The 22,501-nt window shown below is 72.0% G+C and carries 18 protein-coding genes and 1 pseudogene; 9 read left to right on the top strand and 10 right to left on the bottom strand.

Features of this window, described 5'->3' with window-relative positions; all coding sequences use genetic code 11:
* Nucleotides 1–327, bottom strand: a pseudogene (locus tag ACWEVN_RS31920) (histidine kinase); the annotation flags it as partial.
* A gap of 406 nt (nucleotides 328–733) precedes the next feature.
* Here ACWEVN_RS31920 and ACWEVN_RS31915 point away from each other — a divergent pair.
* Nucleotides 734–1,975, top strand: a complete 1,242-nt coding sequence (locus ACWEVN_RS31915) for a low temperature requirement protein A (RefSeq protein WP_452053750.1) — start codon at nucleotides 734–736, stop codon at nucleotides 1,973–1,975.
* Between the two features lie 75 nt (nucleotides 1,976–2,050).
* Here the strand turns inward: ACWEVN_RS31915 and ACWEVN_RS31910 are convergent, their stop codons facing one another.
* The 3 genes from ACWEVN_RS31910 to ACWEVN_RS31900 all read right to left on the bottom strand — a co-directional run bounded on the left by ACWEVN_RS31910 (nucleotide 2,051) and on the right by ACWEVN_RS31900 (nucleotide 5,468).
* Complete coding sequence (locus ACWEVN_RS31910; RefSeq protein ID WP_452053749.1) at nucleotides 2,051–2,530, bottom strand: hypothetical protein; 480 nt, start codon at nucleotides 2,528–2,530, stop codon at nucleotides 2,051–2,053.
* Nucleotides 2,527–4,914, bottom strand: a complete 2,388-nt coding sequence (locus ACWEVN_RS31905; RefSeq protein ID WP_452053748.1) for a molybdopterin oxidoreductase family protein — start codon at nucleotides 4,912–4,914, stop codon at nucleotides 2,527–2,529. The genes ACWEVN_RS31910 and ACWEVN_RS31905 overlap by 4 nt, the downstream gene beginning before the upstream one ends.
* Before the next feature lie 77 nt (nucleotides 4,915–4,991).
* On the bottom strand, nucleotides 4,992–5,468 hold the full coding sequence (locus ACWEVN_RS31900) for a MarR family winged helix-turn-helix transcriptional regulator (RefSeq protein WP_452053747.1): 477 nt from the start codon (nucleotides 5,466–5,468) through the stop codon (nucleotides 4,992–4,994).
* Between the two features lie 79 nt (nucleotides 5,469–5,547).
* On the opposite strand from ACWEVN_RS31900, the gene ACWEVN_RS31895 reads away from it, so the two are divergent.
* The 6 genes from ACWEVN_RS31895 (at nucleotide 5,548) to ACWEVN_RS31870 (ending at nucleotide 10,018) form a co-directional block, all read left to right on the top strand.
* The gene (locus ACWEVN_RS31895) at nucleotides 5,548–5,904 is read left to right on the top strand and encodes a DUF6292 family protein (protein ID WP_452053746.1); all 357 of its coding nucleotides are present in this window, start codon (nucleotides 5,548–5,550) and stop codon (nucleotides 5,902–5,904) included.
* Nucleotides 5,885–7,678 (top strand): thiamine pyrophosphate-requiring protein, encoded by a 1,794-nt coding sequence (locus tag ACWEVN_RS31890; protein ID WP_452053745.1) that lies wholly within the window; start codon nucleotides 5,885–5,887, stop codon nucleotides 7,676–7,678. Before ACWEVN_RS31895 ends, ACWEVN_RS31890 begins: the two co-directional genes overlap by 20 nt.
* Entirely contained in the window at nucleotides 7,675–8,073 is a 399-nt protein-coding gene (locus ACWEVN_RS31885) for a hypothetical protein (protein ID WP_452053744.1), read from the top strand. The genes ACWEVN_RS31890 and ACWEVN_RS31885 overlap by 4 nt, the downstream gene beginning before the upstream one ends.
* Nucleotides 8,074–8,117: 44 nt before the next feature.
* Nucleotides 8,118–8,372: a hypothetical protein gene (locus ACWEVN_RS31880; protein WP_452053743.1), complete on the top strand. Its 255-nt coding sequence runs from the start codon at nucleotides 8,118–8,120 to the stop codon at nucleotides 8,370–8,372.
* Nucleotides 8,369–9,367: an SDR family oxidoreductase gene (locus ACWEVN_RS31875; RefSeq protein ID WP_452053742.1), complete on the top strand. Its 999-nt coding sequence runs from the start codon at nucleotides 8,369–8,371 to the stop codon at nucleotides 9,365–9,367. Before ACWEVN_RS31880 ends, ACWEVN_RS31875 begins: the two co-directional genes overlap by 4 nt.
* A 219-nt stretch (nucleotides 9,368–9,586) precedes the next feature.
* Nucleotides 9,587–10,018: a hypothetical protein gene (locus ACWEVN_RS31870; protein ID WP_452053741.1), complete on the top strand. Its 432-nt coding sequence runs from the start codon at nucleotides 9,587–9,589 to the stop codon at nucleotides 10,016–10,018.
* Between the two features lie 4 nt (nucleotides 10,019–10,022).
* Here the strand turns inward: ACWEVN_RS31870 and ACWEVN_RS31865 are convergent, their stop codons facing one another.
* Entirely contained in the window at nucleotides 10,023–11,180 is a 1,158-nt protein-coding gene (locus ACWEVN_RS31865) for a TetR/AcrR family transcriptional regulator (protein ID WP_452053740.1), read from the bottom strand.
* Between the two features lie 145 nt (nucleotides 11,181–11,325).
* Between ACWEVN_RS31865 and ACWEVN_RS31860 the strand changes: the two genes are divergently transcribed.
* Nucleotides 11,326–12,510 carry an oxygenase MpaB family protein gene (locus ACWEVN_RS31860; RefSeq protein WP_452053739.1) on the top strand — a complete coding sequence of 395 codons (1,185 nt, stop codon included), beginning with the start codon at nucleotides 11,326–11,328 and terminating at the stop codon, nucleotides 12,508–12,510.
* Nucleotides 12,511–12,516: 6 nt separating this feature from the next.
* Here the strand turns inward: ACWEVN_RS31860 and ACWEVN_RS31855 are convergent, their stop codons facing one another.
* The 5 genes from ACWEVN_RS31855 to ACWEVN_RS31835 all read right to left on the bottom strand — a co-directional run bounded on the left by ACWEVN_RS31855 (nucleotide 12,517) and on the right by ACWEVN_RS31835 (nucleotide 19,656).
* Entirely contained in the window at nucleotides 12,517–14,361 is a 1,845-nt protein-coding gene (locus tag ACWEVN_RS31855) for an RICIN domain-containing protein (protein ID WP_452053738.1), read from the bottom strand.
* A gap of 582 nt (nucleotides 14,362–14,943) precedes the next feature.
* Complete coding sequence (locus ACWEVN_RS31850; protein ID WP_452053737.1) at nucleotides 14,944–16,386, bottom strand: arabinofuranosidase catalytic domain-containing protein; 1,443 nt, start codon at nucleotides 16,384–16,386, stop codon at nucleotides 14,944–14,946.
* Nucleotides 16,387–16,417: 31 nt separating this feature from the next.
* Nucleotides 16,418–17,449, bottom strand: a complete 1,032-nt coding sequence (locus ACWEVN_RS31845; protein ID WP_452053736.1) for a LacI family DNA-binding transcriptional regulator — start codon at nucleotides 17,447–17,449, stop codon at nucleotides 16,418–16,420.
* Between the two features lie 4 nt (nucleotides 17,450–17,453).
* Complete coding sequence (locus tag ACWEVN_RS31840) at nucleotides 17,454–18,815, bottom strand: RICIN domain-containing protein (protein WP_452053735.1); 1,362 nt, start codon at nucleotides 18,813–18,815, stop codon at nucleotides 17,454–17,456.
* A gap of 97 nt (nucleotides 18,816–18,912) precedes the next feature.
* Nucleotides 18,913–19,656, bottom strand: coding sequence for a FadR/GntR family transcriptional regulator (locus ACWEVN_RS31835; RefSeq protein ID WP_452053734.1), 744 nt, complete (start codon nucleotides 19,654–19,656; stop codon nucleotides 18,913–18,915).
* A gap of 367 nt (nucleotides 19,657–20,023) precedes the next feature.
* On the opposite strand from ACWEVN_RS31835, the gene ACWEVN_RS31830 reads away from it, so the two are divergent.
* Nucleotides 20,024–22,381 (top strand): ricin-type beta-trefoil lectin domain protein, encoded by a 2,358-nt coding sequence (locus tag ACWEVN_RS31830; RefSeq protein WP_452053733.1) that lies wholly within the window; start codon nucleotides 20,024–20,026, stop codon nucleotides 22,379–22,381.
* Nucleotides 22,382–22,501: the final 120 nt, after the last annotated feature.

Here is a 22,501-nt window from a genome sequence, read left to right as displayed (position 1 = left end):
GGCGTCGCGCTGGACCGCCGCCACCTTCGCGTCGACGGCCGCGGTCAGCGTGTCCGGCGCGCCGGCCGGGACGGCGACGGCGGCGACCATCTCCTCGCCCAGTGACGCCGTCAGGTCGATCGTGTCGCGCAGCACCGGCAGCCGGTCGCGGGCCGCGGTGAGCTCGGTGGCCCGGTCGAGTTCGCCCTGGATCCGGATTTCCGCGAGCGCCACCGCGACCAGGACCGGCAGCAGCAGCACGACGCTGATCTTGGTGCGGACGCTCCAGTGCGCCGGCCACCACGCGGCGTCCGCCGGAAGGCGGGGCGTGGCTCTGCTTTCGTGCATGGCGGAACCGCTCGATTCCCAGCCGCGGCACGGCTGATGTCGAACTCGGACAGGACGGAGAACCCCAGGGAGGAGGTGGCGTTGATCAGGCCGACCAGCAGAAGACATCACGGCCGACGCCCTTGTCAACCCTCGAAGCGGCGTTTCGGAACGCGGCGCTCGAATTGTTTCCGCGGCTCACGGATCGTGTTCCGACGGTCGCTGCTTGCACACCGTTCAAGCGCATTCGCGCAGCTCCGAGCCCTACCGATCAGTAAACAACGTACACTTTCCCACTGACGGCAGAATTACCCACAGCAGTCGCCGGGACCAATTCGATCTCTGCCGGAATGGTGTGTTATTAATTCCCGGCGCGCCCGGGCGGGGGCCGGGGCCGCGGGGTGCGGGGTGCGGCAGAATCCCCGCCGTGACCGATGTGGACGAGGGGGCCGGCGCCGCCACCGCGCACGGCAAGCGGGTCGGCTGGGTGGAGCTGTACTTCGACCTGGTCTTCGTGTTCGCGGTGGGGCAGGTGGCGCACAGCATCGTGGCCGACCCGCACTGGGCGCGCATCGCCGGCGCGCTGGGGCTGTTCGCCACGCTGTGGTGGACGTGGATCGGCTTCGCCGTGCTCTACAACCGCCGCGGGGACGACAGCCGCGCGGCGGACCGGCTGTTCGTGCTCGCCGGCACCATCCCGTGCGCGATCGCCGCCACCCAGGTGCACCACGTCTTCGAAGGGCACCCCGCGATCTTCGTCGCGGCGATGGCCGGTGTCCGCGTGATCCTGGCGGCCGCCCACCGGTGGCCGGTCCGGCCCGGGCTCGACCAGCGCCGGATCAGCACGGGCTACGCGGTGTCCGCGGTCCTGTTCGCGGCCTCGGCGGTGGTGCCCAACGGCTGGGGGTTGTGGGCGTTCGCGCTGATCCAGGAGGCCGGCTTCCTGCTCCTGGGCGGCCGGCGCCGGCACCGCGGGGAGCGGACGACCGCCCGGCAGCGGCGCGAGGCGATGTTCGACGGGCCCCGCGACCCGAACCTGGCCGTCGACTCCGCCCACCTCGCCGAGCGCTTCGGGCTGTTCATGATCCTGTTGCTCGGCGAGCTGGTGATCACCGTCGGCGCCGCCGCGCTCGAGCGCCCCGCCGACGACTTCGCCTACTGGGCCGCCATGGTCGGCGGTCTGGTGCTCGCCGGCGCGTTGTGGTGGCTGTACTTCACGTCGGCCGCGGAGCTGTCCGAGAAGATGCTCGGCCTCTCCGGCGGCAACCCCATGCTCGCCTATTCGCTGTACGCGGGTGGCCACCTGACGCCGGCCTTCGCGCTGCTGCTCGTCGCGGCGGGGCTGAACCTGTCGCTGCACGAGTCCCCGCCGGCCGCGGCGGCCTGGCTGCTCACCTCGGGCCTGACGGTCTACATCGCCGGCACCCGCGTGTTCTCCGCCGAGCCCGGCCGCTGGTACCAGCGAGCGGGGCGGATCGCGTCCCTGGTGGTGACGGTGAACCTCGCCCACCTCACCCGGATCCTGCCGGCGCCCGCGGTGGTCGTCGTGGTCGCGGTCTGGGGCGTCGGGATGACGGCGGTCAGCACGGTCATCCGCCGGCGCGCCATCGAAAGCCTGGGTGACAACCCGCTGGCGTTCCTGCGGGAACGCCGGGCCAAGGCAGGGTGAGGGGTCAGCGCGTCACCCCGCGGGACCAGCGCGCGCACGTCTTCCCCGAAGAGCCCCGCCCGGCGAGCGCCTGATCTAGCTGGTCAGGATCTGCGGCGAGAGCACCTTCAGCATCGCGTTCGTCCACTTCAGCTGCCGCAGCGTCTGCGGGTGGCACCGGGTGGCCAGCTCCAGCAGCTCGGCGTCCTTCGCCGCCTGGGCGCTCTGGGCGAGCAGCTCCCAATCCAGCGACACGCCCGCCGCGCGGCGGTGGAGGCGGCGCAGGTCGGCCAGCAGGAGCAAGCCCGGCTCCGGACGGCGGCCGCCCAGTTCGGCCAGGGCCGTCCGCAGCGGCTCCAGCGGGCCCGGGCCGGGGACGTCCTCCCCCAGGTCCAGGTCGTACGCGCGGCCGGCGCGGGCGATGTCGCGGACGTGCGCCGCCGACCAGGCCGCCAGGTCGCGGGCGACGTGGTGGACCTCGTGTTCCGCGTGGTGCCGGTCCGACGTCTTCAGCAGGTCCTTGGCCAAGTGCGTCTCCGCTCGGTGCAGTTCGCGCAGCACCAGTCCGAGCTTCATCGGCCGACCTCCTCGTCCACCGCCGCGGGCACCGGCTCCGGGCGCGGAGCCGTCACGGCCGCCACCTTGCGCAGAGCCGCCGCGGCCGTCTTGAACAGCGGCTGCTTGGACACCGGGTCCCAGTCCGTGAAGGTCAGCTCGTTGGCCGCGCGGTCACCGTCCTTGCCCGCCGGGTGCTCGACGTCCCAGTAGCCGTAGTGGAACGGCAGGAACAGCACGCCGTCGCGGATGCCGCCGACGCGGACCCGGGCGCGAACCGCCCCTCGGGGTGTCGAAACCTCGGCGAGGTCGCCTTCGGCGAGCCCGGCGGCTTCGGCGTCCCGTCCGGACACCTCGAGCCACACCTCCGGTGCGGCCGCGCGCAGCTCCGGGGCCCGGCCGGTCTTCGTGCGGGTGTGGAAGTGGTAGATCGTCCGGCCGTTGACCAGGAAGAACGGGTGGTCCTCGTCCGGCGTTTCGTGCGGCGGGACGTACTCGGCGGCCTTGACCATGGCCTTCCCGTCCGGGTTCATCGCCCGGTACTCGGCGGGCTCCATCGGCGCCCCGGTGACGAGGTCGCGGCCGTAGCTCTCGCAGTAATCGGGCTGGGCGAAGAACTTCCCGTCGGCATAGAGCCGTTCAGTCCCCTCGGGACTGTCCGAAGTGCACGGCCACTGGATGCCGCTGACCGAACGCAGTTTCGGGTAGCTCAAGCCGCTGTAGTCGCACGGCCGCCCCGCGGACGCGCGCTTCCACGCCTCGAACGCCGTCTCGGCGTCGTGCCACTGCGGGAACGGCTCGCCGTCATTGCCCCGGAAGTCCATCCGCCGCGCGTAGTCGAGGAAGATGTCCAGGTCGGGACGCGCCTGCCCGGGCGGGTCGACCGCCTTCTCCGACAGGTGCACCGTGCGGTCGGCGTTGGTGAACGTGCCGGTCTTCTCGCCCCAGATCGCCGCGGGCAGCACGACGTCGGCGAACTCCGTGGTCTCGGTGCGGAACGCGTCCTGCACGACCAGGAACAGCCGCGAAGAGTCCAGAATGGACCGGATGCGGTGCAGCTCCGGCAGCGAAACCGCGGGGTTGGTGGCCGAGACCCACAGGAACCGCAGGGTGCCGGTTTCGGCGTAACGCAGCATCTGCATGAGGTGCGTCGGCGGCCCGTAGTGCGGGATCTTGCCGGTGTCGACGTTCCACAGCGACGCCAGCTCGGCCACGTGCGCGTCGTTGGCCCAGTTGCGGAACCCGGTCAGGTCGCCGTCGGCGCCGCATTCCCGGGTGTTCTCGGCGGTGGGCTGGCCGTTCATCTGCAGCACCCCGGCGCCGGGCTTGCCCAGCATGCCGCGCAGCAGCACGAGGTTGTTGACCTGCACGGCGGCCGCGGACGCCTGGTGCGACTGGTAGAAACCCTGCAGCACCGTGCACAGCAGCCGCTCCGCCGAGCCGAGCAGCCGGGCGGCCTCGCGGATCTGGCCGGCGTCGACACCGCTGATCTCGGCGGCGCGCTCGGGCGGGTAGTCCGCGACCATCGCCGCGAGGTCGTCGTAGCCGACCGTGCAGCGGTCGACGTACTCGCGATCGACCCAGCCGTGCTCGATGATCTCGTGCAGCAGCCCGTTCATCAGGGCGACGTTGGTCCCGGGCAGCGGCGTCAGGTGCAGCGTCGCGGCCCGGGCGACCGGGGTGTCGCGCGGGTCGACGCACAGCACCGCGGGCGGGTTCGGCCCGGCGAGCCGGTCGAGCACGCGCGACCACAGGACGGCCTGCGTTTCGGCCATGTTGTGCCCGAAGAGGGCGATGACGTCGGCGTGGTCGACGTCCGTGTAGGACGCCGGCTGGCCGTCGCAGCCGAAGGACTCCTTCAACGCCGCGGCCGCGGTCGCCGTGCAGAGCCGGGTGTTGCCGTCGAGGTGGTTGGTGCCGAGCCCGCCGCGGGCGATCGCGGCGAGCGTGTAGTACTCCTCGGCGAACAGCTGGCCGCTGGTGTAGAAGCCGAGCGCGCCCGGGCCTTGGTCGTCCAGGAGTTCCTTGCTGCGCGAGACGACCAGGTCCATCGCCTCGTCCCAGGACGCCTCCACGAGCTCACCGTTCCTGCGCACCAGTGGCGTCGTCAGCCGGTCCGGCGAGGAGTTCGCCTGCCAGCCGAAGAGGTCTTTCGGGTCGAGGCGGCCGTGGTTGACGCGATCGTCGGCGCGGCCGCGGACGCCGGCGATCCGGCCGTCCTTCACCGCGATGTCGAGCCCGTCGCCGTTGGAGTGCAGCACCGCGGCGCTGCGGACCCAGCGGTCGACGTCCGCCGGCCGCAACCCGCCGGCGAGGTGGCTGTCCACCCGCACCGGCCACGGCTCCCCCGGCCCGTACGGCGTTCTGGTCCCCCAGGGCTCGGTGATCCCGTCACGCTTTCCCACCGCAAGAACCTCCGATCACGACCTGGTGGCCGCCCGGGTACCCGCGAACACCGCGGACAAACACCGTCCCGGCGAATTTAATTTGCGCGCCGCAATGATGAACGTGAATCCGATTCGTCCGCTTCGACCGCTCGGGCGAACCTCTCGAACGCCGCGATCGCGGCCGCGCGCGCCGGCGGGTCGAGCCGGTGCAGGACGTCCGCCAGCACCCGGCGGCGGTCGCGGTCGACGCGGTCGACCAGGTGGCGTCCCGGCCCGGCCGGAGCGAGCAGCGTCTCGCGCCGGTTCAGCGGGTTGGGGGCCTTCTCCAGCAGGTTCAGCGCGACCAGCCGATCACACGCGCGGGTGATCGAAGACGGGTTCATGGCCAGTTCGCGGGCCACCCGGCCCAGGGTGACCGGCGTCCGGTCGACCACCACCCGCAGCACGCGGAACTGGGTGAGCGTCAGCTGTTCGGTGTTCCGCTCGACGGTCGAGTCGGCGATCAGCACCATCGCCCGCAGCGCCGCCAAAGCCGCGTCGGTCCCGTCCTGCTCCACCCACGTTTGCGTCACGCAAGTATGATAGACGGCGAAAGCGGATACAGCGATTCGTGAGCGCCGACGGCGAGCACGAAAGGAGGCGTCCGCGCCGGTGAAACCGGAGCCCGGGCACGTCGAGGCCGCGGCCCTGCGCGACTACGTCCAGACCGTCGCCGAACTGCTGCGTGTCGAACCGGCCGCGTCGTGGAGCGAGTACGGCAGTCCGTCGACCGCCTACATCGCCCTCGCCGACCGGCACGCCGGCCGCCTGCTGATGCTGTCGTGGACCGACGGCGGCGGCTGGTGCCTGGCCGAGGAGCCGGAGGGCGCGGAAGAGCCCGCGGTCCTGGTCCGGTGGCCGGAACCGGCGCGGCCCCGGCCCGCCGTGGTGGCCCGCCGGGTCCACGAGGCGCTCACCGAAGCGGCGCCGCACGCCAAAGGGAGTACTCATGAGCCAGACAGTCGGTGACTACCTGCTCCAGCGCCTGCGCGAGTGGGGCGTGGACCAGGTCTTCGCCTATCCGGGCGACGGCATCAACGGGCTCGTCGCCTCGTTCGGCAAGGCCGGCGACCAGCCCCGGTTCGTCCAGGCCCGGCACGAGGAGATGGCGGCCTTCTCGGCCGTCGGCTACGCGAAGTTCAGCGGCAAGGTCGGCGTTTGCATGGCCACCTCGGGCCCGGGCGCGATCCACCTGCTCAACGGCCTCTACGACGCCAAGCTCGACCACGTCCCGGTGGTGGCGATCGTCGGGCAGACCGCGCGCAGCGCGATGGGCGGGTCCTACCAGCAGGAGGTCGACCTGCAGGCGCTCTACAAGGACGTCGCGAGCGAGTACCTCGTCGAGGTCAACGTCGCCGAGCAGCTGCCGAACGCGCTCGACCGGGCGATCCGGACGGCCCAGTCGTCCCGCTGCCCGACCGCCCTGATCATCCCGGCGGACCTGCAGGAGGAGGCGTACTCGCCGCCGCAGCACGCGTTCAAGCAGGTGCCCTCCAGCCCGCCGAGCACGGCGTGGTCGCGGCCGGTGCCCGCGGAGCCGGACATCGACGCGGCCGCCGAGGTGCTGAACGCCGGGGAGAAGGTCGCCATCCTGGTCGGGCAGGGTGCGCGCGGCGCGGCCGAGGAGGTCCGCCAGGTCGCCGAGGTCACCGGCGCCGGCGTCGCGAAGGCGTTGCTGGGCAAGGACGTCCTGCCCGACGACCTGCCGTGGGTGACCGGCTCGATCGGACTGCTCGGCACCCGGCCGAGCTACGAGATGATGCGCGACTGCGACACGCTGCTGATCGTCGGCTCGAACTTCCCGTACAGCCAGTTCCTGCCGGACTTCGGGCAGGCGCGGGCGGTGCAGATCGACCTCGACGGCCGGTTCATCGGGATGCGCTACCCGACCGAGGTCAACCTCGTCGGCGACAGCGCGGCCACGCTGCGCGCACTGCTGCCGAAGCTGGCGAGCAAGCCGGACCGCTCGTGGCGCGAGACGATCGAGAAGAACGTCGCTTCCTGGTGGGACACGGTCGAGAAGGAAGCCGCCGTCGACGCCGCCCCGGTCAACCCGATGGCCATCGTTTCCGAGCTGTCGAAGCGGATCCCCGAGAACGCCATCGTCACCGCGGACTCCGGCTCGTCCACCAACTGGTACGCCCGCAACCTGCGCATCCGCGGCGACATCCGCGGCTCGCTGTCCGGGACGCTGGCGACGATGGGCCCCGGCGTGCCGTACGCCATCGGGGCCAAGTTCGCCCACCCCGACCGGCCGGTGATCGCCCTCGTCGGCGACGGCGCCATGCAGATGAACGGCCTCGCCGAGCTGATCACCATCGCGCGCTACCAGCACCTGTGGAGCGACCCGCGCTGCGTGATCTGCGTGTTCCACAACAACGACCTCAACCAGGTCACCTGGGAGCTGCGCGCGATGGGCGGCGCCCCGAAGTTCGAGGAGTCCCAGACGCTGCCGGACGTCGACTACGCCGGCTTCGCCCTGTCCCTCGGGCTCACGGCCGTCACGGTCGACAAGCCGGACCAGCTCGCCTCGGCCTGGGACACCGCGCTCAGCGCCGGCAAGCCGGCCGTGCTGGACGTCCGCTGCGACCCGGACGTCCCGCCGATCCCGCCGCACGCCACCTTCGAGCAGGTGAAGTCGGCCGCCCAGGCCGTCCTCAAGGGCGACCCCGACGCGCTGCACCTGGTCGCCCAGGGCGTCAAGACGAAGCTCCAGGAGTTCCTGCCCGGGAAGAACCGGTGACCACGATCGAGCGGGTCGGCGCCCGGGCCTACCGGGTGCCGACCCCCGCCCCCGAGGCCGACGGCACCCTGGCCTGGGACGCCATCACGATCGTCGTCGTGCACGCCGAGGCCGGCGGGGTCCACGGGCTGGGCTGGACGTACGCCGACGCGGCCTGCGTGCCGCTGGTCGAAGGCGTGCTCTCCGGCGCCGTCCGCGGACGCCCGGGGTCGCGGGCGGCGCGATACCCCGGCGCAGCCCCGCGGCGGAAGCGGCCGGCGGTGGCCGCGGCAACCGGAATCGCGGCGGGCCCGACGACTCGCGAGGCCGCGGCGGTTCGGCACGCCGGCGAAGGCCCGTGGCGGAAGCGAAAGACGCCCGGCGCCGCCGCGACCGGAATCGCGGCGGACCGGTGACGCGCCGGCCCGCGGTGGCCCGGGCAGTGTGGGGCGGTGGGCTCGTGGTCCTGTCACGCTTCCTGCCGATCCCACGGAAAGTCGCCCTGGCGCTGGGCGTCCGGCACCTCGCCCAGGCCGTGGCCGTCCTGCGGCGGCCCGATGGCCTGGTCGCCCGCCGGGGCTGGGTGGTCGATGTCGCGCACGGGGTGAGCATGCTCGGCCTGGCCGTCGTCGCGCCGCGGTGGCGGGCTGCGGCTCTCGCCGGCGCGGCCGGCGCGGCTGTCTGGGCTCGTACCGGGAAACGGAGGACATCATGAACCAGGTCGTCGTCGTGACCGGTGCCAGTGGTGGGATCGGCCGTGCGGTCGCGCGGGCGTTCGGCGCCCGCCAAGCCCGGGTTGCCCTGCTGGCCCGCGGTGAGCAGGGGCTCGAAGCCGCCGCTCAAGACGTCACCGCGGCCGACGGGACGGCCCTGGCGATCCCCACCGATGTCGCCGACTTCGGCCAGGTCGATGCCGCGGCCACGCGGGTGGAGCAGGAGCTGGGGCCGATCGACGTGTGGGTGAACGTGGCGTTCACGTCGGTGTTCGCGCCGTTCGGCGAGATCGGACCGGACGAGTTCCGCCGCGTCACCGAAGTGAGCTACCTCGGCTACGTCCACGGCACGATGGCCGCCCTGCACCGGATGAAACCTCGCGATCGCGGCACGATCGTGCAGGTCGGCTCGGCGCTGGCGTACCGCGGGATCCCCCTGCAGAGCGCGTATTGCGGCGCGAAGCACGCGATCCAGGGCTTCAACGAGGCTCTGCGCTGCGAACTCCTGCACGACGGCAGCCACGTCCGCACGACGATGGTGCAGATGCCGGCGGTCAACACGCCGCAGTTCTCGTGGGTCCGGTCCAAGCTGCCGCACCAGGCCCAGCCGGTGCCGCCGATCTACCAGCCGGAGGTCGCCGCCCGCGCGGTGCTGCACGCCGCCGACCACCCGCGCCGCCGGGAGTACTGGGTCGGCGGGAGCACGGTCGGCACGCTGATCGCGAACGCCGTCGCGCCGGGTGTCCTCGACCGGTACCTCGCCCGGACCGGCTACCGGTCCCAGCAGACGGGCGCGAAGAAGCCGCCGGACCAGCCGGAGAACCTGTGGTCGCCGGCCGATCGCGGCCGGGATTTCGGGGCGCACGGCCAGTTCGACGGCCAGGCGACCCCGAGGAGCGCGCAGCTGTGGGCGAGCCGGCACCACGGTGTGGTCGCCGCCGCGGGAGGCGCTCTGGCCGCGACGGCGCTGGCGGTGTGGCGGCGGGCGCGGTCGTGACGCGGCTCGGGCAGCCCGGGCGCGCCGGGACGAACCCGTAGCCCCCTCGAGAGCCGCCCGAGCATTGCGGCTTCGCCGATCCGGCGGCGTGCCCTGAGGTGCTCAACGCCGAACATCGGCCGAAAGGACGAGGCGCGCACCCCCGAACCGCCCCTTCGGACGAGGTGACCAGCGTGTTCCCTCCCCTAGCTTGATCACCAGGCGGGGAGGAGGGGACCCATGAAGTTCACCGCCAAGCGCATCGTCGTCTCCGCGGCCGTGGCCGGGGTGGCGGTGGTCGGGGTCGGGGCCGGCGTCATAGCCACCGCCGCGGACCCCGTCTCGCCCGAAATCACCGGCGCCACGCCCGCCGATGCCGGGCACGGAGACGAAGGCAAGTACACCACCGGGGACTACGTGCTCAACGTGCACGAAGTGGACGACGACGGCGACGGCATCAGCACCGCCATCGGACCGCACACGACGTACTACTCGAAGACGTTGCACGGCACCGGCAACCGCCCGCACACGGTCGTCAAGTTTTCGGCCGGCGCGGACGGCGACGGGCCGATCTTCTTCAGCTATCCCGTGCCCGCGCGCGGCCGCGTCGTCGACTGCGTGGCATCCGGGACCGAGGCCGCGCCGCAAGTGCAGTGCGAAACCAAGGCCTGAGGCGTCACCGGCCGAGCGCGCTCACCAGCAACGCGGCCACCGCGGCCCGGTGCTCCGGGCGGTCCGCCCACCGCAGCCGGCGGCCGGCTTCGACCACCACGCCGAACCCGGCGTGCACCAGCACCCGGGCCTGACGCGGGTCGAGGTCCGGGCGGGCCGCGCACAACTGCTGCTCCCACGCCGCGATGTGCTCGCGCTGCGCCGCGACCAGCGGCCGGCGCAACGCGTCCGGCAAGCCGGCGATTTCCGCGTTGGCCACGCTGTTGAGGGCGCTGTGCTCGAAGCTGTAGGCCACGTACGTCGCCGTCAGGGCGTTCAAGGCCTCGTGCGGGCCGGTCACCCCGCTCAGGTTGTGCTCGACCGCCTGGGCCAGCAGGGCCGCGGCCTGCAGGCACGCCGCCGCCAGGATGTCGGCCTTGCCCGGGAAGTAGCGGTACAACGCCGACGGCACCAGCCCCACCGCCTCCGCGATCCGGCCGTTGGTCACGGTGGCGAACCCGTCGCGTTCGAACAGCGGGACGGCGGCCGCGAGGATCTCCGAACGCCGCGTCCGGGGCACCGGCGGGGCGGGGATCTCCACCGCCGGCGCGGGCGCCGCGGCGAGGTCGGCAGCGGCCACGCGCAGGGCTGCCGCCTGCAGCAGCTCCCCCACCCGGCGCCGGCCGATGGCGTTGTGGTGCGTCGTGACCGACCCGATGGCCCCCAGCGCCCCCACGGCCCGCAGGTGCTCGCCCGGCCACGGGTGTTCGCGCCGCACGGCCGCCGCGACGCGCTCGACGACGTGCGCGAACTTGGCCGCCAGCAGCCGGCGGTCGTCGCGCTCGAGGTACCGGGCCTCCCAGCGGTACACACCACCGGTCTCCCGGTGGGCGACGGTGACCCGGGTGACGGCGGCGAAGATCTCCGCCAGTGACGCGTCCGGAGGTACGTCGGCGAGGGCCTCCACGAGCCGGTCCGCCATCACGTTGGCGCACTCGGCGAACAGCGCGTACTTGTTCGGGAAGTGCCGGTACAGCGCCGCCGCGGTGATGCCCACGCGCGCCGCGATCTCCTCCATCGACGCCGCGTGGTAGCCGCGCTCGCTGAACACCGCGGCGCCCGCCTCGACGATGAGCTGCCTGCGGTTGCGGGGCCGGACGGCCGCGGCCGGCTCGGCGGTCACCGGGCTGGGGTCTGCGGAAGTCGGGCCATACCTGTCAGTCAACCACAGGCCGGCCGGGTCTTGCCGACCCGCGAGTCACCTTCTATGTTAATCAGGAATCTCCTCTCGAAGAGCCCATTACCTATCAAGGAAGCTAGGTAAGTAAATGAGCAATCTCAGCAGGAGGAACGTTCTCTCCCTCGGTGTCGCGCTGGGTCTGGCGAGCGCGGCCGGCGCCGTCCCGGCCTGGGCCTCGACCACGGCGGGCGCCGATCCCTGGTGGGTGTGGGACGACGAGGTCGACACCCTGATGGCCGGGCTCGTCGACGGCGGCCGGGTGCCCGCGGTCAACACCGCGCTGCGGTCGTGGGTGGCCAACGACGACCCGCTGCCCGCCAGCCTGCCCGCCGACCTCGCCGCCTGGCTCCAGCGGGTCAACCGGCTGCCCTCCTGGGCCGACCCCGCCAAGCTGCGCCGCGCCGCCGACTTCAACCGGCGCAAGGACACCTACCTCTTTATGCTCTACGGCCTGGGCAGCGGCATCATGAGCACGGTCATCCCGCGGGAGGCCCGGTCGGTCTACTGGTCCGCGGGCGGCGCCGACATGCAGGACCGCGCGGCGAAGACGTTCACCTTCGGCTACGACCTGAGCGAAGCCGGCGCGTTCGAGCCCTCGGGCCAGTTCGTCGTCACGGCCAACAAGACGCGCCTGGTGCACGCCGCGGTGCGCCACCTGCTGCCGCAGTCGGCGCACTGGCGGGCCGTCGCCGACGAGCGGATCCCGATCAGCAACGGCGACATCCTGGTCACCTTCCACAGCCTCGGCACCTTCGTGCACCGGAAGCTGCGCGAGTGGCACGTCCCGATGTCGGCCGCGGACGAGGACGCCTTCCTGCACCAGTGGCAGGTCGCCATCCACCTGCTCGGTGTCCGGGACGAGTTCATCCCCCAGACCTGGGCCGCGGCGGACGCGCAGTCGGCCCAGGTGCTGACCCCGCTGCTCGCCCCGACGCCCGAAGGCAAGGAACTCGCCGCGGACCTGCTCGGGCTGACCGCCCAGGTCGACCTCGGCGTCACCCGCGGCTTCCTGAACGAGTTCGTGCGGTACGTGCTCAGCAACGAGGTCGGCGACTGGCTCGGCCTGCCGCGCGACTACGCGGCGGCCACCCTGATCCGCACCGGGTGGCCCGCGTACATCGCCTTCCGGGAGGGCCTGCTGCCCATCGCCCCGGCCGGGTTCTTCCTCTTCGAACAGTTCATCCGCGCGCTCGCCATGCTGTTCCTGAACAGGGGCACGTCGCCGACGAGCACACCCATCACGATCCCCACCGGCAACCGGCCCGGGGCCTGAAGCGCGTCAGGCCGGTCCCCGGCCCCACAGCCGCCAGGTCTGGTTGAGCGGGCTGTTCTGGGTGACCGGCTTGCACGTCCACTGGATCACCGCGCCGCGGGCGGCCGTGGACACCCCGCTGACGTCGACGCACTTGCCGCTGTGCCGGGCGACGAGCTGGTAGTCGTGGGCGTCGTTGCCGCCGTAGGTCACCCGGCGCGGCGAGAACTGCTGGTTGGTGGCGCCGTCGGTGCAGGTCCGCTGCTGGACGGCGGCGCCGTCGTCGGCCGACACGCCGGCGACCTCGAGGCACTTGCCGCTCTGCCGGTTGACGACGGTGTAGGTGCCCGCCACCCCGGAAACCGGGCGGAAGGTCCACTGCTGCTGGTCGCCGCCCTCGCAGAAGTCCTGCTGCTGCCGGTTGCCGTCCGCGGTGCCGAGGTCGGTGTTGTCCAGGCACTGCTGGGAGTGCTGGGCGACGGCGACGGTCTGGAAGCTGCCGTCCGACGGCGGGAGCAGGGTGATGCTGAGGGCGTCGTCGACGGTCGTGTGCGGGAGGCCGACGGTCACGGCGTTGCCGGAAACCGTGGCCACGGAATCCCGGATGGTCACCGGGCTCTGCACCGCGGCACCGCCGTTGAACGGAATCTGCTGGACGACGACCCGCACCTGGTTGTTCTGGACGATGCCGGAGGTGGTGTCCAGGCGCTGCAGGGCGACCGAGACGTTCCCGGTCGTGCCACCGCCGCCGACGAGGACCTTCGCCACCCCGGCCGCCTTCGTGGCGAACGGGTCGTAGGCCTGGCTCGGCTTCGAGGCCACGAGCTGGCCGGTCTGCGAGCCGTAGAAGCGGTAGGCCCACCATTCGCCCTTGGGCAGGTACCGGCCCGCGGAGTTGCGGACGAGCAGGTTCGCGAGGTCGTTGTGCAGATTCCCACCGCTGGCCCAGTTGGCACGCAGCCCGTCGGCGCCGGCCCGCTCGAGCCGGGCGATGTACCAGGCGCCGTCACCGGGGTTCTGCTCGTTCGACGCCCCGTACTCGTTGATCTGGTAGGGCCGCGGGTGCGGGATGCCCCGCGAGCCGAGTGACGCGTCGGCGGCGGCGACGTTCGCCACCGGATCACCGGGCAGGGAGTGCCAGCTGACGATGTCGGGCACCGTGTTCGAGCCGCGCACGAAGTCGAGGTACTGCGTCCACCAGCTCGCCGACGTCGACGGGACGCCGGCGAGGCTGGGCCCGACGATGGCGTGCGCCGGGAAGGCCGCCCGGATGCGCTGGTACGCGCGCTGCCACATGGCGAAGTACTGGCTCTGCGGGCGATTCCAGAACAGCGTGATGTTGGGTTCGTTCCAGAGGTCCCACTCCACCGGGGCGCCGGTCGCCCGCACGTCGTTGATCAGCCGGGTGAGGAAGGCGTCGTAGTCGGACCAGTCGCCGTTGTCGCCGGGGAACCGGGAGATCGGGTAGCCGTCGGCGCCCCAGAGGTCGTGCACCAGCAGGACGAACTGGCCGCCGAGCGAGCGGGTGCGCAGGAGCTGCGCGCGGGTGGCGTTCCACCGCCGGTCGTACTTGCCCGACACCCACCCGCCGGGGCTGTCGAGCTGGGCGCCGCCGGCCCGCATCGCCTGGAAGCGCACGTCCCGGAAGAAGTGATCGGGCGGCGCCGACGCGTTCTCGGTCATGCCGTAGATCCAGCCGGAAGCCCGGTAGGTGGGTGCTGCGCCGGCGGCGGAGAAGTCGACGGAGACCGACTCGTCCGCGGCCTGGGCCGGTGCGGTGAGGGCCACGGCGGAGGCACCGGTGAGAGCGCCGGTGACGAGCAGGGCGGCCAGGCCACGGCGGACGCGGGGCCGCTGACGCGAGAGGTCCACAGTCGACTCCTTTGGCGGTGGACGTGCGGGAGGTTGCTCCGGTTATCGAACCGGTTCGACCACCAGGGACGGTACGCTGCGGGCAATTCACCGACAATCGGCCGAATGGAGGCGAACCGGTTCGGCGCCCGTCCAGCGCACTCGACGCCGGGCCGGCTGGGGCCTCACGGGGGTTGCTCGCGGCAAGGGCATTTCGGCCGCGGGCACCGGCGCCCGCTCATCGCGCGCTGGGTCGCGGTCGGCGGGCAGGCATCGCCTCCGGCCGGCGCGCACAGGATGCGGCGGCGGGCAACAAAACGAGCCGGCGAGCGCCCACCCCAACCGGCGAGCGCGCGGCCGGCGGGCGCAGGGTGCGGCCGGCGAGCGCGGTTCGGCCGACCGACTCACGCGCCGGGCGAGCACAGTGGGGCAGGGCGCGCGCAGGATGCGGCGGCGGGCACCAAACCAGCTGGCGAGCGCGGTTCGGCCGGCGAGCTCCCACCCCGACCGCCCGGCGCCGTCGGCGGACCGACCCCACCCGCACCAGAAGGGGCCTCCCCCGCGTCGCCCGCGAGGGAAGCCCCTTCCGTCCGCCCCAGCGGCTCAGCGGTAGCCGGCGGCGATCACGTTCGCCTGTACCGCGTTCTCCGTCGCGTCCGTCGGATACCCCGCGACCATTGCTCCCTCGTAGAACGTGCCCGCGCTCAGGTTGGCCCCGCCGCCGGGCTTGCAGCAGTCCCCTCCGCTGCCCAGGATGATCGCGCCCTGCTTCTTCATCGGGCTGTAGCCGCCCGGGAGGCTTCCGTCCCACATCGTCGTGAGGGTGCCCGACTGGGCGTTGCTGCCCTTGAGCGCGAAGCGGGACGTGCCGTTGTTCTTCAGCATCGCCGTCACGAACTTGCTCGGCAGCGCCCGCTGGTTCGGGTTCCACTGCTGGCTGCCACCCGGGTACAGGCCCCACTCGAGGTCGGCCTGCACCCACGGGCCCGAACCCTGGCACCCGCCGAACCAGCACTGCGTCCCGAAGTTGATCGCGTCCATCGCGCCGGCCGCGTCGGCCTTGCGGGTCGTTTCACTGTTGCCGTAGTCGAAGCAGCAGCCGCTGTTGACGTGCGTTCCGCTGGTCACCATGTACATGCCCTCGGGCGCGCTGCCGGTCGGGACCCCCGTCGCGTGCCCGTCCCGCCAATAGCTGTTGCCCGGGTTGATGTACAGCGAGTACGCCTTCGCGCCGCCGACCGTGAGCGACTCCGACGTCGCCTTCGCCGGGCTGCTCTGGTTCGAGCCCGGGACCACGGTCGAGCCCTGGTACCACAGGTCGTTCCCGCGCCCGGACTGGTCGTAGACCACCGTGATCACACACGTCGTCCCGGAGCAGAAGGAGTCCTGGACGCTCGCGTCGACAGTGCCGCCCGCCGCCCGGAGACCGACGTTCCTGGTCGTGTTGTCCGACGAACGCCGGACCTGGTAGAGGTTGCCCGCGTAGGTGCCGTAGAGCGCCCGGACCGTGCTGTGCGCCGCGATGCACGGCGTGCCCCCGGACGCGTAGATGTCGCAGGGCGCCGTGCCGGACGGGGTCGGCGGGGTCGTCCCGCCGGTCCAGCGCTGGTTGCCCTGGCCGTGGCAGGTCCACAGGACGACCGCGGTGCCGTTGGCCGTGCCCGCGCCGGTCACGTCCAGGCACAGTCCTGATTGGACACCGCTGATCGTCCCGTCGGCGTTCTGCCGCCACTGCTGGTTCGCCCCGCCGTGGCACGACCAGATGATGGCGGCGGTGCCGGGGGACGTCCCGTTGCCGGAGGCGTCGACGCAGCGCGTGCCGTTCAGCGTCCGCAGCTCCCCCGCCGCGGTGAATTCGTACGCCTGCCCGGCCTGGCCGCCGCAGTCCTGGATCTCCAGCACCGTCCCGGGCGCGTCACTGCCGCCCCGGACGTTCAGGCACCGTCCCGACGCCGCGCCCACCAGGGGCGCCGCCGCCGCCGAAGCCGGTGCGGCGACGGACAGCGCCGTCAGCAGCATCGCGGCCACCACCACGAACACGCGCACGATTCCTCCTCAGTCCCGAATGGACATTGACTCAGGCCGACTTCCGCGGCACCAGCTCGGTGTCGAGCACGGTGCACCGGCGCGGGGCCGCGCCGTCGATCATCGCCAGCAGCTCGGCGGTCATCCGGGCGCCCATCTCCTCGACCGGCTGGCGCACGGTGGTGAGCGGCGGGTCGGTCCAGCTGCTGATCGGCAGGTCGTCGAACCCGACGAGGGCGACGTCCTCGGGCACCCGCCGGCCCGCGCGGCGAAGCGCGCGCAACGCCCCGACCGCCATCATGTCCGACGCCGCGAAGATGCCGTCGACGTCGGGACGGCGGGTGAGCAGCCGGGACGTCGCGTACTCGCCGGACGCCTGGCCGAAGTCGCCGCACACCACCAGCGTCTCGTCGTACCGGCCGGCCCGCATCATCGCCTGCCGGTAGCCGAGCAGCCGGTCCACGCCCGCGGTCATGTCCTGCGGCCCGGTCACGGTCGCCACCGTCTGGCGGCCGCCGTCGAGCAGCCGCTGGGTCGCCAGCCGGGCACCGCCCTGGTTGTCGGCGTCCACGTACGGCAGCCGGCCCGCCCGGCCCGCCGCCTGGACCGGCCGCCCGCCGAACACCACCGGGATGCCGAGCCAGTCCAGGTCGAGCGGGCGACGGCCGTGCATGCCGACGACGAGCGCGCCGTCGACGTGCCCGCCGTCGAGGTACCGGACCACCGGCGACTGGTAGTCGTCGGTGGCCGGCACGGTGAGCAGCACCAGCTGCACCCCCACCGCGGTCAGCTCCCGGCCGACCCCCGCGGCGATCCGCGGGAAGTACGGGTCGGTGAACAGGCGCGGCACTTCCTCGCACACCACCAGGGCGATCGAGCCGGTGTGCCGCGCGCTGCTCGCCTTCGCCGCCCGCTGCCGGGCATAGCCCAGCGCCAGCATCGCGGACTCCACCTGCTTGCGGCGTTCCGGGCTCACCCGCGGGAAGCCGTTGAGCACGCGGGAGGCCGTGGCGATGGACACCCCGGCCGCCCGCGCGACATCGGCCAGCGTGGGCCGGAACCCGGACGGTTCGGCGACGGTCACGGGCTCAGGCACGCTGGAGCTGGAACCGCTGGTTGGGGTTCCCGGTGAACGTCCACTGGGAAATCCGGGCGCCGTCGGCGGTCGACACGCCCCAGACGTCCAGCGCCAGGCCGCTCAGCCGGTTGACCAGGCTCACCGCGCCGCTGCCCTGGTCGACGACCCGCCACTGCTGCGCGGTGGCGTTCGTGTCGGCCTGCTGGCTGATGTCCGCGCCGCTGTTGGCGTTCGCCGCCTGGAGCACCAGCCCGCTGTGGCGGGCCCGGACCCGGTAGTAGCCGTCACCGGAGTCGACGAAGTCGAACTGCTGGCTGAGCCCGCCGTTGGCCGACTCCTGCTCGATGAGCGCGCCGGCCGCCGTCGAGGCGCCGGTGATCCCGACGAGCTTGCTGCTGTGCTGGGCCGTCAGCTTGTAGTTCACGCCGGTCTGGACCGGCGGCGTCGGCGGCGTGCTAGTGCCGAACTGCGTGATGAACTTCCACACCTCGCCCGAGGTCCACGTCTGCCAGCCGCTGCCGCCGCCGTCCTTCGGACCCGGGTCGTGCCCGCCGTCGAAGGCACCCCAGACGACCGGGTACCCGGCCCGGCAGCCGGAGTAGGCGGTGACGATGTGGGTCCGGCTGCCGGCGGCGGGCTCCGGCGGGTTCTGCGGGGTGCAGCCGTTGTTGCGCACGAACTGGTCGCGCAGCGAGCGCCCGGAGGCGATGGGCAGGACGTTGTCGGCGATGCCGTGCATCCCGATGTAGGCGACCGGCTGGGTGCCGCCGCTGCAGCCGCTGAGGTTCGCCCCGGAGTACACGGCGACCGCGCGGAACACGGTGGGCCGGGCGCAGGCGAGGGCGTAGCTCATGGCGCCGCCGTAGCTGAAGCCGCCGGCGAAGACCTGCGTGGTGTCGACGCACAGCGCGGCCTCGAGCTGCCGCAGCAGATCGTCGATGAAGGTGACGTCCTGACCGCCCGGGTTGGCCCAGCCGTTGCCGTTGCCCTGCGGCGCCACGAAGATCGTGTTGTTGCCGGAGCTGTCGGCCAGCCGGCGCAGCCCGTAGTAGGACCAGTTGTAGCCGTCGGTCCCGCCCGAGTCGACGTCGTTCATCGTGCCGCCCCGCCAGTGCAGGCCGACGAACAGCCGGTAGGAGTGGTTGTTGTCGTAATTGGCCGGCACCCGCAGGATGTAGCTGCGGTTCTGGCCGCCGCTGGAGATCGTGTGGGTGCCGCTCGCCAGCCCGGGTGCCTTCCCGCAGCCCGCGGTGCCGGCGGCCGCGGTGGCCGGGGCCGCGGCGGCGGCCGGGGCGGCCTGCGCGGTTCCGCTCACCCCCAGCGCGAGCACGGCTCCGATCACGGCGGAGGCGAACAGGGCTCTCTTCAGCATCACACGGCTCCCTCTGTCTACGGACGTCGTCGTCCTCCCGGGCCGGGGAAGATCCCGGGAGCAGTAAGGTCCACAATGGAATGTCTGGCGGGTGAGCTCACCGGCCGAAGAGCCGGCGCTGGATCTCCCGGCGGTAGTCCTCCAGGGTGTTGTCCAGGTGGACGCCGGCGGCGTGGGCCGCCGCGTCCGGATCGCCGTCCCGGATCGCCCGGAAGATCGCGGCGTGCTCGTCGACCGCGCCCGCCGCGTGCCCGCCGATCGCGCCGGACATCCCGATGATGTTCGACTGGCGTTGCAGGCGGCGGGCCTCGCCCACGGCCGCGACGAGGAACTGGTTGTGCGACGCGGCGGCGATCCCGGCGTGGAAGTCGTCGTCGCCCCGGTCGAACAGCGAGTACTGCCCGGTCAGGTAGCCGTGGCGGCAGGTCTCGGCGGCGGCCTCGATCGTGCGCAGCTCGGCGGGGGTGGCGTTGGCCGCGGCCAGGCGGCTGGCCGCGGTCTCCTGGATCCGGCGGAATTCGAAGAGCATGTAGACGTGGTCGAGATCGGCGGGCAGGAAGAACGCGCCCCAGCGGGACCCGCCGAGCATGCCCTCGTCGTCGGAGACATACAGCCCACGTCCTTTGTGCGCTCGCACCCGGCCGATGGCCGAGAGGATCTTGACGGCCTCCCGCACCATGGTCCGGCTCGTTCCCATCCGCGCCGCCAGCTCGTTCTCGGTCGGCATCCGGTCGCCGGGCCGCAGTTCCAGTTCGGCGATCAGCCGCAGGATCTGCTCCGCCACCACTTCGTAGCCGGGGCGGTACGGGACAGGCGGTGCTACTTCCTCGTCACGGGTCACGCAATGAGTATGACTCAGCAACTCCGGACAGCACCTTACCTCGCTCACCCGCCACCCGGTCAATCTTTGTCAGGGCGGCCTGAAAATTACATCACCGGCACCGGGACGGAGCAATGGGCCTGATCCTTGCTTGACGCCAGGCAGGCGCGCTGTTCTCATGGATCACCGACACCACAACGGAAAACCCGCCGAACACCCTCGAAACTTTCGAAAACCGGCGGACCTCCGCAGTGTCGGATGAGTCGTACACATCCTGCCCGGTTCGCCGTCGACCGGGGGCCGGCCGGCCCCGGGCCCGGCCCGCCGGACACTGGTTCCAGTACACAGTGGACGGTTGGGCCCAGCCCCGTCCCGGAGAGGCCCGCCCATGCCGTCGCGCACCGCCGCCGCCGCGCTCCTCACCGCCCTCGTGGTGACCGCGCTCGCCACCCCGCCCGCCCACGCGGCGACCGTCACCATCGCCGTCGCCCCGGACGGCAACGACACGAATCCCGGCACGCCGGCTCAGCCGGTGGCCACCCCGGCGAAGGCCCAGGAGCTGGCCCGCACCCAGGCGGCGGCCGGCAACGACGTCGTGGTGCAGCTCGCCGGCGGCACCTACCGGCTCTCCGCGCCGCTGCGGTTCACCAGCGCCGACTCCGCGCAGAACGGCCACACCGTCACCTGGCAGGCCGCGGCCGGCCAGAAGCCGGTCCTCTCCGGCGGCACGCCGGTCACCGGCTGGTCGGTGCAGGACGCCGGCCAGAACATCTGGGTGGCGTCCGTGCCGCAGGGCGCCGATTCCCGGCAGCTGTTCGTCGACGGCGCCCTGGCCCCGCGCGCGGGGATCACGATCTCCCGCAACGACGTGCAGGTCACCACGAGCGGGATGACCATCACCAACCCGGCGCTGAACTACCTGGCCACGCTGCCGCAGCAGAACCGGATCGAGGTGGAGAGCCAGAACTCCTTCACCGACCGGTACGCCCCGGTCGACCGGATCAGCGGGACGTCGATCGTCATGCAGCAGCCCGCGTGGAACAACAACAACTGGGGCTACGACACCCTCGCCAAGCCGTTCGGCGGCGGCCAGCTGTTCCTCGAAAACTCCTACTCGTTCCTGAAGAACACCGGCCAGTGGTACCTCGACCCGTCGGCCGGGAAGCTCTACTACAAGGCGCCCGGCGGCTGGGTCCCCGGCAGCCACGACGTCGAGCTCCCGCGGCTGCAGTCGCTGGTGCAGATCGGTGGCAGCTACGACAACCCGGTGCGCGGCCTCGCCTTCAAGGGCCTGAACTTCGAGCACACCACGTGGCTCACGCCCAGCACTTCGGTCGGGTACGCGAACCAGCAGACCGGCACGTTCCTCCCGGCCGCCGCGTCGATGCCGGCCGACTTCCTGACCTCCTGCCAGTCCGGCTGCCGCCAGTTCGAAGGCGCCCGCAACAGCTGGGCGCAGGCACCGGCCGCGGTCCAGGTCTCCGCCGCCACCGGGATCACCTTCAGCGGCAACACCTTCACCCACCTCGGCCAGGTGGCCCTCGGCATCGGCAACGACGCGAACGCGCACGCCTCCGGGGTCGGCCTGGGCGCGTCGTCGATCACCGTGGACCACAACACCTTCACCGAGAACTCCGGCGGCGGCATCATCGTCGGCGGCGTGCGCCCCGACGCCCACCACCCGTCGAACCCCGCGATGCTCAACAAGGACGTCACCATCTCGTACAACACGGTGAGCCGGGTCGCCCTGGACTACCGCGAGATGGCCGGCATCCTCTCGACCTACGCGACGCACACCGTGATCACGCACAACGACGTCTCGAACCTGACCTACGACGGCATCGACGTCGGCTGGGGCTGGGGTGCCAACGACCAGGGCGGCAGCCAGGACTACCGCAACCGCGGCCTGTACGACTACCAGCCCGTCTACAGCACGCCGACCACGCTGCGGGACACCGTCGTCAGCTACAACCGGGTGCACGGCACGAAGAAGCTGATGCACGACGGCGGCAGCATCTACAACCTCTCCGCCAACCCGGGCAGCTCGATCGACCACAACTACATCTACGACAACAACCGCACGGTCGGCCTGTACCTCGACGAGGGCTCCCGGTACGTGAGCGTCTCGGCCAACGTGATCCAGGACTCCGGCGTCTGGGCCTTCACCAACGCCAACGGCAGCAACAACACCAACGACAGCACCTTCAGCGGCAACTGGTACAACGGCGGCGCGACCCAAGTGGCCACCGGTTCGCCGCACAACAACGTCCTGACCGGGAACGTCCAGGTCAGCGGCACGAACTGGCCCTCGGGCGCCCAGCAGGTCATCGCCGCCGCCGGCACCGGCGGGACCACCACCCCGGCCGCCGGGCCGGTCCGCGCGCTCGGCAAGTGCCTGGACGTCAGCGGCGTCTCCACCACGCCCGGCGCCGCGGTCCAGATCTGGGACTGCAACGGCGGTACCAACCAGGCCTGGACCCGCAGCGGCGCCGGCGAACTGACCGTCTACACCGGCACGCGGTGCCTCGACGCCAGCGGCCAGGGAACCACGCCCGGCACCAAGATCGTGATCTGGAACTGCAACGGCCAGGGCAACCAGCGGTGGCAGGTCAACACGAACGGCAGCATCACCGGTGTCCAGTCCGGGCTGTGCCTCGACGTCACCGGGTCCTCGACCGCGAACGGCACGCTGATCCAGCTGGCCACCTGCACCGGCGCGAACAACCAGAAGTGGACTCTCGGCTAGCGCCCCAATGTGGCGTTCGGTGCGTCAGATGCACCGAACGCCACAATTGGTGGGTGAGATTGACCCCACACCCCAATTTGGGGCTTTAAATATAAGAATAACAAACCTCTTAAAAACAGA

The organism is Amycolatopsis sp. NPDC003861 (assembly GCF_053605405.1).
This window is presented reverse-complemented; position numbering and strand designations above follow the sequence as displayed.

Bases quoted from the DNA above. Each gene is read 5' to 3' on its own strand.
- ACWEVN_RS31910 (WP_452053749.1), bottom strand. From the start codon at position 2,530: ATGAAGCTCGGACTGGTGCTGCGCGAACTGCACCGAGCGGAGACGCAC.
- ACWEVN_RS31890 (WP_452053745.1), top strand. From the start codon at position 5,885: ATGAGCCAGACAGTCGGTGACTACCTGCTCCAGCGCCTGCGCGAGTGG.
- ACWEVN_RS31875 (WP_452053742.1), top strand. From the start codon at position 8,369: ATGAACCAGGTCGTCGTCGTGACCGGTGCCAGTGGTGGGATCGGCCGT.
- ACWEVN_RS31870 (WP_452053741.1), top strand. From the start codon at position 9,587: ATGAAGTTCACCGCCAAGCGCATCGTCGTCTCCGCGGCCGTGGCCGGG.
- ACWEVN_RS31860 (WP_452053739.1), top strand. From the start codon at position 11,326: ATGAGCAATCTCAGCAGGAGGAACGTTCTCTCCCTCGGTGTCGCGCTG.
- ACWEVN_RS31840 (WP_452053735.1), bottom strand. From the start codon at position 18,815: ATGCTGAAGAGAGCCCTGTTCGCCTCCGCCGTGATCGGAGCCGTGCTC.
- ACWEVN_RS31830 (WP_452053733.1), top strand. From the start codon at position 20,024: ATGCCGTCGCGCACCGCCGCCGCCGCGCTCCTCACCGCCCTCGTGGTG.